General features: G+C 74.0%; 10 protein-coding genes. 4 read left to right on the forward strand and 6 right to left on the reverse strand.

From position 1 onward, the window contains the following. Positions 1-228: 228 nt before the first annotated feature. The 3 genes from ACWEN3_RS06685 to ACWEN3_RS06695 all read right to left on the reverse strand — a co-directional run bounded on the left by ACWEN3_RS06685 (position 229) and on the right by ACWEN3_RS06695 (position 4,241). Positions 229-1,263 carry a sphingomyelin phosphodiesterase gene (locus ACWEN3_RS06685; protein WP_452966521.1) on the reverse strand — a complete coding sequence of 345 codons (1,035 nt, stop codon included), beginning with the start codon at positions 1,261-1,263 and terminating at the stop codon, positions 229-231. A gap of 224 nt (positions 1,264-1,487) precedes the next feature. Beyond that, complete coding sequence (locus tag ACWEN3_RS06690; RefSeq protein WP_452966523.1) at positions 1,488-2,651, reverse strand: cysteine desulfurase family protein; 1,164 nt, start codon at positions 2,649-2,651, stop codon at positions 1,488-1,490. A gap of 480 nt (positions 2,652-3,131) precedes the next feature. Further along, positions 3,132-4,241 (reverse strand): PP2C family protein-serine/threonine phosphatase, encoded by a 1,110-nt coding sequence (locus tag ACWEN3_RS06695; protein ID WP_452966526.1) that lies wholly within the window; start codon positions 4,239-4,241, stop codon positions 3,132-3,134. A gap of 207 nt (positions 4,242-4,448) precedes the next feature. Between ACWEN3_RS06695 and ACWEN3_RS06700 the strand changes: the two genes are divergently transcribed. The 4 genes from ACWEN3_RS06700 to ACWEN3_RS06715 all read left to right on the forward strand — a co-directional run bounded on the left by ACWEN3_RS06700 (position 4,449) and on the right by ACWEN3_RS06715 (position 9,907). After that, complete coding sequence (locus ACWEN3_RS06700; RefSeq protein ID WP_452966528.1) at positions 4,449-5,135, forward strand: TNT domain-containing protein; 687 nt, start codon at positions 4,449-4,451, stop codon at positions 5,133-5,135. Positions 5,136-5,157: 22 nt separating this feature from the next. Beyond that, positions 5,158-5,493 carry a hypothetical protein gene (locus ACWEN3_RS06705; protein ID WP_452966531.1) on the forward strand — a complete coding sequence of 112 codons (336 nt, stop codon included), beginning with the start codon at positions 5,158-5,160 and terminating at the stop codon, positions 5,491-5,493. Between the two features lie 82 nt (positions 5,494-5,575). Further along, the gene (locus ACWEN3_RS06710; protein WP_452966533.1) at positions 5,576-6,736 is read left to right on the forward strand and encodes a permease; all 1,161 of its coding nucleotides are present in this window, start codon (positions 5,576-5,578) and stop codon (positions 6,734-6,736) included. A 33-nt stretch (positions 6,737-6,769) separates the two neighbouring features. After that, the gene (locus tag ACWEN3_RS06715; RefSeq protein ID WP_452966536.1) at positions 6,770-9,907 is read left to right on the forward strand and encodes an ATP-binding protein; all 3,138 of its coding nucleotides are present in this window, start codon (positions 6,770-6,772) and stop codon (positions 9,905-9,907) included. A gap of 34 nt (positions 9,908-9,941) precedes the next feature. Here ACWEN3_RS06715 and ACWEN3_RS06720 read toward each other — a convergent pair whose 3' ends face one another. The 3 genes from ACWEN3_RS06720 to ACWEN3_RS06730 form a co-directional block, all read right to left on the reverse strand. Next, positions 9,942-10,736: an ABC transporter permease gene (locus ACWEN3_RS06720; RefSeq protein ID WP_452966538.1), complete on the reverse strand. Its 795-nt coding sequence runs from the start codon at positions 10,734-10,736 to the stop codon at positions 9,942-9,944. Next, positions 10,733-11,701: an ATP-binding cassette domain-containing protein gene (locus ACWEN3_RS06725; RefSeq protein ID WP_452966540.1), complete on the reverse strand. Its 969-nt coding sequence runs from the start codon at positions 11,699-11,701 to the stop codon at positions 10,733-10,735. The genes ACWEN3_RS06720 and ACWEN3_RS06725 overlap by 4 nt, the downstream gene beginning before the upstream one ends. A 115-nt stretch (positions 11,702-11,816) precedes the next feature. Next, positions 11,817-14,978: DUF7902 domain-containing protein (locus ACWEN3_RS06730; RefSeq protein ID WP_452966542.1), on the reverse strand; the 3,162-nt coding region annotated here is incomplete at its 5' end.

Consider the following 14,978-nt stretch of genomic DNA (forward strand, 5'->3'; position numbering starts at 1 on the left):
TACCGTTTCAACATATTCCTGTGACTGACCCCTGCAATGTCCATATATTTCCCGAAGGCGCGGATTGACCCTTCGTCAGGCGCCGTCGCCGCCTCAGCACTGGCCTGCACAACGTGCCGTCCGGGCCGCCGGTCCCGGCCGGAGACGCTCCGTCACCCGAAAGTGAGTAACAGCGTTCCGGGCCGGCGCGGCGGACTAGTCCGTCCCGGCGGGACCGCGGCGCGGGCGTCAGCCGAGCTGGAACGTCGCCTCGACCGGGTAGTGGTCGCTGGGGGCGTTGGTGTCGGTCTGGCCCGCGGTCCAGCCGGACTGGGGGTCGAAGTCGACCTTGACGGCGGACATCGCCGCCGGCGCCGGGCGGCCCGGCGCGTTCAGGTAGCCGATGTAGTCGAGGTCGTCCCGGTAGTCCTTCGGGAAGGACTCGACGCCGGACATGTACTGGCACCAGGCGGAGACCGGGCAGTCCATGGTCCGCAGGGTCTGGCCGGGGTCGGCGGCCGGGGTGCCGAGCACACCGCCCACCGCGGACTGGGCGTCGGCGTAGTCGCCGCGCGACCGGCCGCCGTAGTACTCCACGTTCAGGTCCCCGCCGATCAGCACGGGACCCCCGGTGCCGGCGATGCCGTCCACCCAGGTGCGGATCTCGCCGAGCTGGGCGAGCCGGGTGGCCTGCGTGGTGTCGGTGGAGGTGTCGGACTCGTCGGCCTGGAGATGGGTGCCGACCACCCAGCTCTTCACCCCGCCCTTGTCGATCTGCACCAGCGCCGCGCCCTTGTTGGCGTGGTAGTCCCAGGTGCCGTAGGTGGAGTTGCTGAAGACGTGGGCGTACTGGGCGGTGATCGGGTACTTGGACAGGATCAGCGTGCCGCCGTTGATGACGAACCACGAGTTCGAGCAGTCACCGCTGATGCCCGTCCAGCCGCCGCCGGAGCAGGTCTGGCCGACCACCGGGGTGTGGTACGGGTAGAGATCGGCGAGCTTGGCGGTGATGTCGGCGGTCGAGCTGTTGTTGAAGTCCTCGTCCAGCACCACCACGTCCGCGCTGTGCTCGCGGACGATCGACTCGACGGTGGGGGTGCGCTGGGCCGCCTTCTCGTTCTGGGTGCTGTCGACGACCGGGGTGGCCAGATCGACGTTCCAGGCGAACACCGACAGGCCGGTGCCGGTGGCCGCGCTCGCGGCGGGGGCCGGGTAGCCGGCGGCGGCGAACAGCGCGGCTGCCGCCGCGGAGGTGAGGACGGCGGCGGTACGACGCGAGACCATGCGCTCTCCTGGTGGAAGTGGGGGTTGCCCCCGGCCCGTGACCGACTGACGGGACGCGTACATGACAGGGTCACAGTAGGCACCCGGCGGTACCTCCGAGGGAACGGCGGCCGATCGGTCTGTGGAGAAAAGGTGTCTGGACAAGTTCGGCTCCGCGCAAGCCGATCCGGACCGACGGGAACGGCCGGGCCTCCGGGTTCAGGGATGCGGCGGGATCGGCGGCCTCACGAGCTGCCGACAGCGGCGGCCAGGAGACGGGCCGCCGAGTCGACGTCTTCGGCGGTGGTCCAGCGGCCCGGGGAGAGACGGAGGGCCGACAGGGCACGGTCGTCGTCCAGGCCCATGGCCCGCAGCACCGGTGAGGGCGTCGGGTCGCCGCTGTGGCAGGCCGAACCGGTGGAGCAGGCCACCTCGGGGACGGCTGCCAGGAGTTCGGGCGCGCGGATGCCGTCGATGCTGATGTTGAGGGTGTTGGGCAGGCGGGCTTCGGCCGGCCCGTTGAGGTGGACGCGGCCCGGCAGCGCATCGGCCAGCCGCGCGTGGAGGCGGTCGCGGAGGTCCCGCACCTTCCTGTGCGCGCCCGCGGCCAGTTCCCGCGAGGCGAGTTCGGCCGCCGTGCCCAGGGCGACGGCGAGGGCCACGTTCTCGGTGCCGGCCCGCAGTCCGCGCTCCTGCCCGCCCCCGTAGACGAGGGGTTCGAGGGCGACGCCCTCGCGCACGTACAGCGCGCCCACGCCCTTGGGCGCGTACATCTTGTGCCCGACGACCGTCAGCAGGTCCACGCCCCACCCGCGCACGTCGAGCGGGACCTTGCCGGCCGCCTGCGCGGCGTCGCAGTGGAACAGCGCTCCGTGGGCGCGGGCGACGCGGGCGAGTTCGGCGATCGGCTGGAGGGCGCCCGTCTCGTTGTTGGCGGCCATGACCGAGACGAGGACGGTCCGCCCGGTGAAGGCTGCGGCCAGGTGGGCGGGGTCGACGAGCCCGTCGCCGTCGACAGGCAGGCGGGTCACCTCCACGCCGTGCAGCCGCTCCAGCGCCCGGCAGGTCTCCAGGACCGCCGGGTGCTCGGTGACCTGCGTGATCACATGCGGACGGTCGACGGAAGCGGCCAGCACCGCCCCGCGCAGGGCGAGATTGTCGGCCTCCGAGCCGGAGCCGGTGAACACGATCTCCCCGGCCCGCGCGCCGATCAGCCCGGCCACCCGGCCACGGGCGCGGACCAGGGCGGCGGCGGGCTCGGCGCCGAGGACGTGACCGCTGGAGGGGTTGCCGAACCGGTCCGCCAGGTACGGCCGCATCGCCTCCACCACGCGTGGATCGACGGGCGTGGTGGCGTTGTGGTCCAGATAGACCGGTCCGCCGCCGAGTCCGGGGGGTACGGGGATCACGCGGCATTCTCCTTCCGGACGGGCGGCCCGGCCGGCCGCCACTCCAGCATTCCCGCCATCGGCCGGACCACCCCGCGACGGCGCGTGCGGCGGGCGCCCGGCAGTACGCCACCGGCCGCCGGGGGCGTCTTCCCCCCTGCTGCCCGTCACCCGGATCGGCACCCTGCCCGCCGTCTGCCCCGCGGCGCGGGGTTCGGGCAGCCGATCAGCGCGCCGGCGGTGATCAGGCGCCATCGCCCTGGCAGCGGCTTCCCCGTCCGGGCCACGGCCCGGGGCCTCCTCGGCGCTGGCACCGCCCTGGTCCGCCCCACCCTGCGGCCGCCGCCGGCGGCGTACCCACCCACGCGGGGCCGGTCCTCAGGCTGTGGCGCGGCGGCGGTTCCGCCTTCGGCACCCCGCCCGCCGGAGCCCTCTACACCTGCGGTCCGATCACCGCCGCCGCCCACACCCGCCCCCGCGCCTGCTCGGCCGGCGGGGCCCCTACGCGTCCGAGCCGTGGTGATGGCGGCCGTGGTGCGGACCGGCGGCGCGGCTCAGGGCGATGACCGCGGCGTCGTCGTCGAGACGTCCGCCGACGTGGGAGAGGAGATCGCGCCGGACGCAGTGCAGCAGCTTCTCGGGGCCGCTGCCGGCCCACTGGACGACCCGCTCCGCGAGCGGGTAGAAGGCGCCGGCGGAGTCTCGGGCCTCGATGACGCCGTCGGTGTAGAGCAGCAGGGTGTCCCCGGGCTGGAAGGAGCACACGTCGACGGCGTAGCCTCCCGCCGCCCCGCTGATCCCGAGCGGGAGGGCCGGGTGCACGGGAACCGTGACGGCGCTGCCGGGGCTCAGCAGCAGCGGCGGCGGATGCCCGCAGCTGATGATCCGGGTGATGTGGTCCGTCTCGGGAACCTCCACGAGCAGCGCGGTGGCGAACCGCTCCCCCGACTCCTCCACCGGCTCCAGGCTGGAGAGGTTGCGGGCCACGCTCTGCTCCAGGGCAGTGGCCAGTTTCGGCAGGTCGGCGTGCTGGTGGGCGGCCTCGCGGAACGCTCCGATCAGCAGGGCCGCCTCGCCGATGGCCGACAGGCCCTTGCCCCGTACGTCGCCGATCATGACCCGCACACCGTTGTCGGTGGGCGTGGCGGCGTAGAGATCACCGCCGATCTGGGCCTCGTCCTCGGCCGCCATGTACAGACAGGCGATCTTCAGGGGGCCGATCTCCTCCGGCAGCGGCCACAGCAGGACGTGCTGCGTGGCCTCGGCGACGGAGCGCACCCGGGCCAGCTGACGGCGGTGGCGCTCGCGCATCACGCAGAAGAACACGATGAAGGCCGACAGCACCGCCAGGGCGAGGATCTGCACCAGCACGTTGCGTGAGAGGAGCACGCCGAAGTGCCAGCCGATGTACGCCTGGGCCCCCACGGCCAGGAATCCGATCAGCCCGGTGAGCCAGGGACCGGCGAAGGAAGCGGTGATCGCGGGGGCGATGACCAGCATCGGACCCAGGTGGATGTCGGCCGGGACCAGCTGGTCCACCATCGTGATCACCACGATGAGCACGATCGGGATCAGCAGCAGCGCGTGACTCCGCTGCCGCTGCGACCACATATCGGCCCATCTCTCTTGATATTCCACATATCCCACAGTGCATCGTCTCCGGTGCAGTGGCGAGCGCGCGCGGGCCGACCCGGCCGGACGCAGTTGGTGGAGCGGGGGGTCATCGGATCGGGTGATGTGCCGGGCCGCCTTCCGCGGTCCCGCACAGGCCGGGCGTGAACTGTGTCCCGTCACACGTCCGAAGAGAAGGGACACCGGATGCGCGCACTGCGTGCCCTCGTGGGGAGCGCTCTGGCATCGCTCCTCCTGCTGATCGGCATCTCCCCGGCCACCGCCCAGGCGGACCACGCACGGGCCGGCCACAGCGTCGACTGCCCGACCACGCACCGCGGCCGCGGAAGCAACTCCGCGCCGATGACGGCGTACCAGAGCTACTACCTGGGCGACTGGCGGCTGGGGCCGCGGTACCTGCCCCAGACCGGCGCCCTCGGCAGAATGCTGAAGGGCTATCACCGCACGGACCACACGTCCGCGAACTGGTTCCTCGGATGCTACTGGCAGACGGACCCCATGACGGGGAAGTCGGGCTGGTGGTATCCGGACAACCAGGGCTTCGTGCTGAGGAACGGCATGCCGGTCGAGCACAGGGCGACGCTCCGCGCGGGCCAGCTGGTCGATCTCTTCGGCAGCGGTTTCGGCAACTTCCTCGCCCCCTCGGGCACGCCGTTCGCCAAGCGCGCGATCCCGCCGAGCAACCTCGACACGTACGTCCAGAACTTCCCGTTCAGCTACCACCTCTACCGGGTCGCCAAGCCGTTCACCGTCCACGCCGGCCCGATCCGGCCCTGGTTCGGCCAGCCCGGCCTGGGTCTGCAGTACGTCACGGACCCGACCGTCGCCGACCTCGTCAGACTGCAGTTCCTGGACGCGCTGCCGGTGACCTGAACCGGCCGACGGGAGTGATCCGATGGACGGCACGGAACTCGTCGCACGACTGCGCGAGGCGGGCGTCCCCGAGGCGTTCTACGAGATCGCCGGGGTCCACGACGTGACCGTCCAGCCGGACGCCTACTACTTCCTGCGCCCCGAAGCGGACACCTGGGCCGTCGGCCTGCGGCAACGGTCCAGGGACCGCGTCCTGCGGCGCTTCGGCACCGAGGCCGAGGCGTGCCGGTACCTGTACGACGCCCTCACCTCGATGCCCCCTCCCCCGCCCGGGCCGGGGCAGCCGCTGGAGGAGCTGCTCGCGGACCCCGAGGAGATCCAGCGGCAGGCGTGGGAGGACTACGAGCGGGGTGAATGACGCAGCAGCCCTTCACGAAATACCCTAGGGGGGTATGCTCGGTCGTCGGCGGGCGGTACGCCACGGCGAAGGGATGCGCACCATGCACGCGATCGGGCACGCGCTGGCCATTGCCGGGTCGATGACCTGGGAGATCACCTGGGCGCTGATCCTCGGCTTCACCCTCTCCGCCGTCGTCCAGGCGGTGGTGCGCCGCGCGACGGTCGTACGGCTGCTCGGGGACGACCGGCCGCGCACGCTCGCCCTGTCCGCGGGGCTCGGCGCGGCCTCGTCGTCCTGCTCCTACGCCGCGGTCGCCCTCGCCCGCTCGCTGTTCCGCAAGGGGGCGGACTTCACGTCGGCGATGGCCTTCGAGATCGCCTCGACCAATCTCGTGATCGAACTGGGTGTGATCCTGGCCCTGTTGATGGGGTGGCAGTTCACCGCCGCGGAGTTCGTCGGCGGCCCGATCATGATCGTCGTACTCGCCGTGCTGTTCCGGGTCTTCCTGCGCGAGCGGCTGCTGCGCCGGGCTCGGGAGCAGGCCGACCGGGGGCTGGCGGGCTCGATGGAGGGGCATGCGGCGATGGACATGTCGCTCTCGGGCGAGGGCGGATTCGCCCGCCGGCTGCTGTCCCGGGACGGTTTCACGGCCGTGTCGCACATCTTCGTCATGGAGTGGGCGGCGATCCTGCGCGACCTGGTGGCGGGGCTGCTGATCGCCGGGGCGATCGCCGCGTGGGTGCCGGACGAGTTCTGGCACACCTTCTTCCTGGCCGGGCACCCGCTCGCGGCCAAGCTGATCGGGCCGCTGGCCGGGCCGGTGGTGGCCATCGCCACGTTCGTCTGCTCCATCGGCAACGTGCCGCTGGCCGTGGTGCTGTGGAAGGGCGGCATCAGCTTCGGCGGCGTCATCGCCTTCATCTACGCCGACCTGCTGATCCTGCCGATCCTGAACATCTACCGGAAGTACTACGGGGCCCGGATGGCGGCCTTCCTGCTGGTCACCTTCTTCGCCGCGATCGCGGTGGCCGGCTACGTCGTGGAGTTCGCCTTCGGCGGCCTCGGCCTCATTCCCGACCAGGCCGACGCGAAGCTCCCGGAGGAAGGGGTGAGCTGGAACTACACGACCTGGCTCAACCTCGTCTTCCTGGCGCTGGCCGCCGCCCTCCTCGTCCGCTTCCTGCGCACCGGCGGCCCGGCGATGCTCCGGATGATGGGCGGCTCACCGGAGCGGGAGGAGCACGCCCACCCGTCGGCCTGACCGCCCGCCCCGCCCGGTGGCTAACCTGCCTACGTGACCACCGAGTTGACCCTGCTGTCCCAAGTCGCCCATCGCGGGCGGGAGATCACCGCGCCCCGCCTGCGCGGGCTGCTGGCGCTGCTCGCGGACGAGCTGCGCACCGGCTGCAGCACGGGCCGGCTGGTGGAGGGGCTGTGGCCGGAGGAACTGCCGGAGCGGCCGGGCAAGGCCGTGCAGGTGCTGGTGTCGCGGCTGCGGGCGCAGCTGGGGGCCGACCTGGTCGTGAGCACGCCGACGGGGTACCGGCTGGCGCTGGACGAGACACAGGTCGACAGTTCCGCCCTGCTGTGCCACGAGACGGCGAGCGCCGGGTGCGCCCGGGCCGGGGACCACGAGGGGGCCCTGGCCCGGGCCGAGGCCGGGCTGGCGCTGTGGGACGGGAGCGTGGGCGCCGGGGCGGGGGAGGACCTGCGTGATCCGGTGGTGGCGCTGCGCGCCGGCCGGGTCCGGGCGCACCGCTCGCTGGTGCGTTCCCGGGCCCTCGCCCTCGCCCGGCTGGGGCGGCGGGAGGAGGCCGCGGCGCCGCTCACCGAGCTGCACCGGGAGCTCCCCCGGGACGAGGAGCTGCTGGCGGAGCTGCTGCGCTGCGAGGCCGGCACGGCGGGCCGGGCGGCCGCGCTGACCCGGTACGACGGCTACCGGCGCGCGCTGCGCGACGATCTCGGCGCCGATCCGGGGCCCGGACTGCGGTCCGTGTACCAGGAGTTGCTGACGTCGGAGGCGGCGCCGGTCCGCCACGGTGTGCCGCACGAGCCGAACCCGCTGCTCGGCCGGGACGCCGACGTCGCCGCCGTGGCCGGGCTGCTGCGCGAGGCCCGGGTGGTGACCGTCGTCGGCCCCGGCGGCCTCGGCAAGACCCGGCTCTCCCACGCGGTGAGCCGGGCCGCCGAGCAGCCGGTGGTGCACTTCGTCCCGCTGGCCGGCGTCACCTCCGACGACGACGTGGCCGGCGAGGTGGCCTCGGCCGTCGGCACCGGCGAGGCACGGCAGCTCGCCGGCCCCACCGACGCCGTGCGCGGCATCGTCGCCGCGCTCGGTCCCGGGCCCGCGCTGCTGGTGCTGGACAACTGCGAACAGGTCGTCTCCGGCGCCGCCGGGCTCGTACAGGCCCTGGTGTCCCGGTCGAAGGAGCTGCGGGTCCTGGCCACCAGCCGGGCTCCGCTGGGGCTGTCCTCGGAGTCCGTGTACCTGCTGCCCGAGCTGTCCGCGGCCACCTCCGTGGAGCTGTTCGAGCAGCGGGCGCGGGCGGCCCGGCCCGGTGTGGACCTGCCCGCCGGCCTGGTGGCGGAGATCTGCCGGCACCTCGACGGGCTGCCGCTCGCCGTGGAGCTGGCCGCGGCCCGGGTGCGGGTGCTGTCCGTGGCCGACATATCCCGCCGGCTGCGCGACCGCTTCGCGCTGCTGCGCGGCGGCGCCCGCGACGCCCCCGAGCGGCACCGCACGCTCCGGGCCGTGGTCGAGTGGAGCTGGAACCTCCTGGAGCCGGACGGCCGGGCGGCGCTGCGCGCGCTCTCGGTGTTCCCCGGCGGCTTCGCCGAGGACGCGGCCGAGTACGTGCTCGGCGGCGCCGGGGACACGCTGGCCCTGCTGGAGCAGCTGGCCGGGCAGTCCCTGGTCAAGGTGGAGGACGGCTCGGCCGGGGTGCGCTTCCGGATGCTGGAGACGCTGCGCGAGTTCGGTGCGGCGCAGCGGGCGGCGGCCGGCGAGGAGGAGGCGGTGACCGGCCGGTTCCTCGCCTGGGCGCTGGAGCTGGGCCGCGCCCACCACGACGTGATGTTCAGCGGCGATCCCCTGCCCGCCTGGACGCGCATCCGGGCCGAGCAGGACAACCTCGTCCTCGCCCTGCGCCACGCGCTGGCCCGCGGCGACGGGCCCACGACGGCGGCCGTCACCGCCGTGCTGGCCTCGCTGTGGGCCACCGAGTCCAACTATGGCCGGCTCACCGGGCTCTGCGCCGACACCGGCGGCCCGCTGTCCCACTTCCGGCCCGGACCCGAGGACGTCGAGCCGGCGCGCAGCGCGGCGGCCGTCTGCGCCGCGAGCCTCTTCATGGGACACGGACCGTACGCCGTACGCCAGTTGGTGACCCTGCGCCGCCTGCCGCCCGCCCCGCCGGACACGCTGCTGCGGGCGCTGTCCGCCGTGCTGTGCGCCGTACCGGAGATGCGGCCGCCGGAGTTCGCCCGGCTCCAGGAGCTGTGCGAGGCCGACGAACCGATGCTGGCGGGCATCGCCGCGGGCGTCGCCAGCTATGTCTGGGAGGCCGGCCACGACACCGGGCGGGCGCTGGAGAGCGCCCGCCGGATGCTCGACGCGCTCGCCCCGCTGGACAACCCGGCCATGCATCTGCTCAGCCACGGCCGGGTCAGCGAGCTGTGCCTGCAGTCCGAGCGGGGCGCGGAGGCGTACGAGCATCTGCGTGCCGCGCTGAGCGCGCTGGACGCGTTCGGCGACTGGTCGGACTCGGTCGGCATCCGCTGGGGGCTGGTGCTGGCCTGTCTGCACAAGGGCGAGATCGACGAGGCCGAGTACTGGCTGGGTCTGGCCGCCCTGGACCAGCAGCCGGAGTCCGCCCGGTTCTTCACCCCCGATCTGCCGGCCCGCGCGGAGATCGCGCTGGCCCGCGGGCTGACCGAGGTCGGGCTCGGGCTGTGGCGCCGCGCTGCGGAACAGGTCAGGGCGGTCGGCGAGCTGAACACCGACGATCCGTTCGTGGACCCGTGGGTGCTGCAGGTGCAGTCGGCCGCGCTGGCCGCGCACGCCCGCGCCGGCCGGCTGGAGCCGGTCGCCGTCCTGGCGGGCGAGCTGCGGGAGCGGCTGACCGGGCTGCTGACCGGCGGGCCGGGCATCGGCGCGCCGGTGGAGCTGCCGGTGTACGGGACGGTCCTGCTGGCGCTCGGCCTCGCCGGGCTGGCCGGGGGCGACACCGCGGCCGTGCGGCTGGTGGCGCTCGCGGAACGGATGCCGGTGGTACGGGAGTTCCCCAGCCTGTCCGCCTCCCGGTCCCGGCAGGCCGCCGAACAGGCCGACAGGGCGGCGTACGCCGACGCGTGGTCGGAGTACGCCGCCCTGGGGCGGGAGGAGCTGCGGGCCGCGGCCCTGCGCGAGCTGACGGCGGGGGCCACGGGCTGACCGCGGCCGCCCGGCCCCGCCGCGGCCGCCGGTCTCACCGCTTCGGCTCGCGGGTGAACCGCGCCTTCGACCACAGGTAACCCAGCACGATCAGGCCCAGGCTCCAGGCGACGGCCAGCACCGCGTTCTCGGTGCCGATCCGGCTGCCCAGCAGCAGTCCGCGCAGGGTCTCGATGGCGGGCGAGAAGGGCTGGTACTCGGCGAACCAGCGGAACCAGCCCGGCATGGCGGAGAGCGGTACGAACGCGCTGGACAGCAGCGGCAGCACCATCAGCGGCAGTGCGATGTTGCTGGCTCCCTCGGCGTTGGGGCTGGCCAGGCCCATGCCGACCGCGATCCAGGTCAGGGCGAGGCTGACCAGCGCCAGCAGCCCGGCCGCCGCGATCCACTCCACCGGCGTCGCGTTCGGCCGGAAGCCGACGGCGACGCCGATGCCGAGCACCAGCGCCAGGGCCATCAGGGTCTGGACCACGGTGCCGACCACGTGCCCGACCAGCACCGAGGCACGGGAGATGGCCATGGTGCGGAACCGGGCCATGATGCCCTCGGTCATGTCGGTGGCCACGGACACCGCGGTGCCGAGCGCGGTGCCGCCCACGGTCATGAACAGGATGCCGGGGACCAGGTAGGCGACGTATTCGGCGCGGTCCGCGTGGCCGCCGTTGATGCCGGCGCTCATCACGTCGCCGAAGACGTACACGAAGAGCAGCAGCAGGATGACCGGGGTGAGCAGGAGGTTGAGGGTGAGCGAGGGGTAGCGGCGCGCGTGCAGGAGGTTGCGCCGGAGCATGGTCAGGTTGTCACGGACGGCGTGGCCGGTGGCACTCATCGGGCGTTCTCCTTGGTCTGGTCGGGCACGCCCGCGCCGCCGGTCAGGGCGAAGAAGACGTCGTCGAGGTCGGGGGTGTGCACGGTCAGTTCGTCCGCCTCGATGCCGGCCGCGTCCAGCCAGTCGAGGATGGAGCGCAGCTCGCGCTGGCTGCCGTCGCTGGGGATCTGGAGCGTGAGGGACTCGTCGTCCCGGGACGCCTCGCGCAGGGCGGAGGCGGCGCTCCGGTGGGCGGCCGGGTCGGTGAAGCGGAGCCGGACGTGCCCGCCGGGGACGAGCCTCTTGAGTTCGCCGGCGGTGCCCTGGGCGACGAGCCGGCCGCCGTGCAGCACCGCGATGCGGTCGGCGAGTTCGTCGGCCTCGTCCAGGTACTGGGTGGTGAGGAAGACGGTGGTGCCCCCGGCGACCAGTTCGCGGATGATCTGCCACATGGTGTGGCGGGAGCGCGGGTCGAGGCCGGTGGTGGGCTCGTCCAGGAAGATGATCCGCGGCTCGCCGACCAGGGTCATGGCGATGTCGAGGCGGCGCTTCATGCCGCCGGAGTAGGTGGAGGCGGGCTTCCTCGCGGCCTCGGTGAGGCCGAAGCGCTCCAGCAGGTCGGCGGTGACCTGCCGTCCCTCGCGCTTGGGGAAGTGGTGCAGATCCGCCATGAGGAGCATGTTCTCCTCGCCGGTGATCAGCCCGTCCACCGCGGAGAACTGGCCGGTGACGCCGATCGCGGCGCGCACCGCCTGGGCCTCGGTGGCGAGGTCGTGCCCGCCGACCCTGGCCCGCCCGGCGTCGGCGGAGATGAGGGTGGTCAGGATGTTGACCGCCGTGGTCTTGCCCGCGCCGTTCGGCCCGAGGAGGGAGAAGACCGTGCCGGCCGGCACGTGAATGTCGATGCCGTCGAGGACGGTCCTGTCCCCGAAGGACTTCCGCAGCCCGGTGGCCGCGATCGCGAGTTCGTTCTTCGTCGGCGTCATGTCCCGGAGCATGCGGCCGCGGCGGTTCAGAACGGCTTCAACCCGGTTTCAGCCCCAGGGAGGGGCTGAAACCGGGCCGCGCGCGAAGGCCTGCGGCCCGCGCGGTCAACGAAGATCAAAGACTTGTGGGCTCCTGGCCGCCGGCGCGGGTCCGGGTGATGGCGGACTCCACCGCCGCGACCCGGTCCGCGAGCAGTCCCAGGGCGGCCACCGCGCGGGTCAGGGGGTCCTCCTCGGGGCCGCCGAGGGTGCGGGCGCGGACGTGGGCGGCCTTCACCTCGGCCCAGCGGCCGGCCTGTACGGCGGTCAGGGCGCCGCGCAGCTCGGCCAGTTTGAGGAGGTTGGCCTCGGCGCCCGTGGTGAGGGTCTGGGCCTCGGCGGTGTAGTGGTCGTGGACGACGGCCTCGCGTTCGGTGTCGTTCATGACCGGCCGCAGCCGCTGGGCGATCTTGTTCATGTCGCGGTAGGAGCCCTGCAGCCGGAACGGGGGCTCGGTGCGCGCGGCCTCCGACTGGGCGGCGGAGGCGATGTAGGCCGCGTTGACGGTGAGGACCGTGTCGCGGACGGCCAGGAGATGCCGCAACAGGCCCACCACGCGCTCCAGTTCGGCCGGCGGCAGCGCGTGCGCCAGCCGGTCGGCGCGGGCCGTGGGGTCGGCGGCGGCCAGCCGGACCAGCAGGTCCAGGTCGGCCCGGTCGCGGGCGGCGAGCGGGGCGAGCACCGGGTTGGCGGTGAGGGCGTTCTCCACGAAGCTGAGCGCGAAGACGTCCTCCTTGCCGGTGAGGACGTCGCCGAGGTTCCACACGTCGGCCCGGTTCGCGAGCATGTCGGGGATGCGGAACCGCTCCCCGGACTCGGTGTACGGGTTGCCGGCCATGCACACGGCGAACCGCTTGCCGCGCAGGTCGTAGGTGCGCGGCTCGCCGTCCCACACCCCGTCCACCCGCCGGGTGGCGTCGCACAACGGGATGAACTTCTGCAGCAGTTCGGGCGAGGTGTGCTGGATGTCGTCCAGGTACAGCAGGGTGTTGTTGCCGGCCGCCAGCGCGAAATTGATCTTCTCGATCTCGCGGCGGGCGGTCGCGTCCGGGGCGTCGGCCGGGTCCAGCGAGGTGACGGCGTGGCCGAGCGCCGGGCCGCTGACCTTGACCAGCATCAGCCCGAGCCGGTCGGCGACGTACTCCATGAGTGTCGACTTGCCGTAGCCGGGCGGGGAGACCAGCAGGAGCAGCCCGCCGGTGTCGGTGCGCCTGCTCTCGCCGGTGGTGCCGAGCTGGCGGGCGAGGCTGTCGCCGACCAGCGGCAGGTACACCTCGTCCACGAGCCGGCCCCGCACGAACGCCGGCATCACCCGGGGCCGGTGGTCGTCCAGGCGGAGCCGGTCGCGCTCGGCGGCCAGCAGGGCGCCGCGGCGGCGCTGGTAGGCGCGGAAGGCGGGCACCTCGTGCGCCGCGTACCGGGCCGTGCGGGCCAGGAACTCGTCCAGCCGCAGCTCCAGACGGCCGCCGGTCACCCGGGGGTGGGCGCCGAGCAGCCCCTCGGCGGTGGCGGTCAGCGGGGCGTCGCCGTCGTAGCGGGGCAGGCCGGGACACAGCTCGGCGGCGACGGCCTCGGCCAGCTCGCCGGGGCCCGCGTCGCTGCCGCTCGCGGCGGCGTAGGCGGTGAGCCAGGCCCGGACGACCTGCCGGCGCGCCCGCAGCCCGGACAGCTCCTCCAGATCCCGGTCGTAGTCCGAACCCGCGAGGGCATGGCGGAACTTCTCCAGCAGGGTGCGGGCCGCGGCGCCCAGGACGAAGCCCTCGGGGCCGCCGGTGGTCAGCTCCTCGAAGAGGTACGCGGCTGCGGCCTCCGCCTCCTCCGGGGGCACGACCGCAGACGCCCGCTCCTCCTCCCCGTCGGCGCGCCGGCCCCCGATCGCCGCCGTCAGCTCGCCGGCCAGCTCGCCGAGCGCGGCGGACGGCCCGAAGGCGTCCCGGGCGCGGGCCAGCGACACCGCCCGCCGCGTCCAGGCGGTGCGGGCCTCGGCGGTCGTGCCGTGGGCCCAGAACAGCTGGGCCGCGGCCCGGGCGGCGGGCTCGTACCGCAGGGTGCCGGCACCGTCGTACAGGGGCAGCAGGGCGGTGAGGATCACGGTGGTGTCGTGGTCGTGGACCCCACGCTCGTAGCCCTCGTCGTACGACTCCTGCGCCGCCCGGCGGACCAGTGCGGGCAGGTCGTCGGCGGCGGCGAGGGCGGCCGGGCCGTGCTCGGCCAGCAGACGGGCGGCGAGGTGCTCGGCGCGGTAGACCCCGGGCGACTCCGACGGCAGGTGCCGGTCCCAGTACGCGCGGGTCGCGGCGAAGTCCGGGTCGGTGACCGGGGCGCGGTAGTCGGTGCCGGTGACGGCGAAGGCCAGGCCGTCGCCGTGCGGGACCAGGGTGAGGTCGAGCGGCTGGGTGCTGACGGCGAAGCGGTGGCCGCCGAGCAGCAGGGTGCGGCCCTCGTCGGCGTACAGGTCGGCACGGTCGCGCAGGGCGCGCGCCGCCTCCTGACGGGCGGCCTTGAGCCGGCCGTCGAGTTCCTCGGCGCGCACGCTGTCGCCGAGGGCGCGCAGTTCGTCGGCGGTGCGGCGGACCTTGGCGACCAGCGGGTCGGAGGCGAAGTAGGTGGTGACCGCGTCGGCGTCGGCGAGCGTCGCCGCGCGGCGGCCCACCGTCTCCAGCACCCGCCCCGCCGAGACGGCGAGCTGTTCGGCGCGGCGGGCGCGGGCGTCGGCCAGGGACTGCTTGCGGGCGGCGAACGCCTCGTAGATCTCGGTGCGCCTGTCGGCGAGTTCGGTCAGGAAGCCGTCGTACTCGGCGAACCGTCCGTCGAGGTCCTCCAGCCGGGCGAGGACGGCGGTGAGCTGGTCGTCGCACGCCTCGGGCGTGCCGGACGCGGCGAGGGCGGCGGTGACGGCCTGGGCGAGCAGGGCCGTCTCGGCGGCGAACTCGGCGCGTCCCTCGTGGTCCCTGAGGCCGCGGCGGCGGGCGTCGAGGGTGGCACGCGCCCGGTTGACGCCGCCCAGCACGTCGGCGATCCGCTCCAGCACGGCCGTGCGGACGGTGGCGTCGGCGATGTCGAGGCCGGTGACGACCTCGGTGACCGTGCCCAGCTGGTCGGCGAGGTCGTCGAGGCGGCCGGCGACGGGCCGGGCGGCGGCGACGGTCTCTCCGGCTCCGTCTGGACACGGGACCTCGGCCGCGCCCTGCGCGTCTCCCAGGCCGTCCGCGCCGGCAACCTGTCCGTCAACTCCCAC

Source organism: Streptomyces sp. NPDC004561 (genome assembly GCF_053602155.1).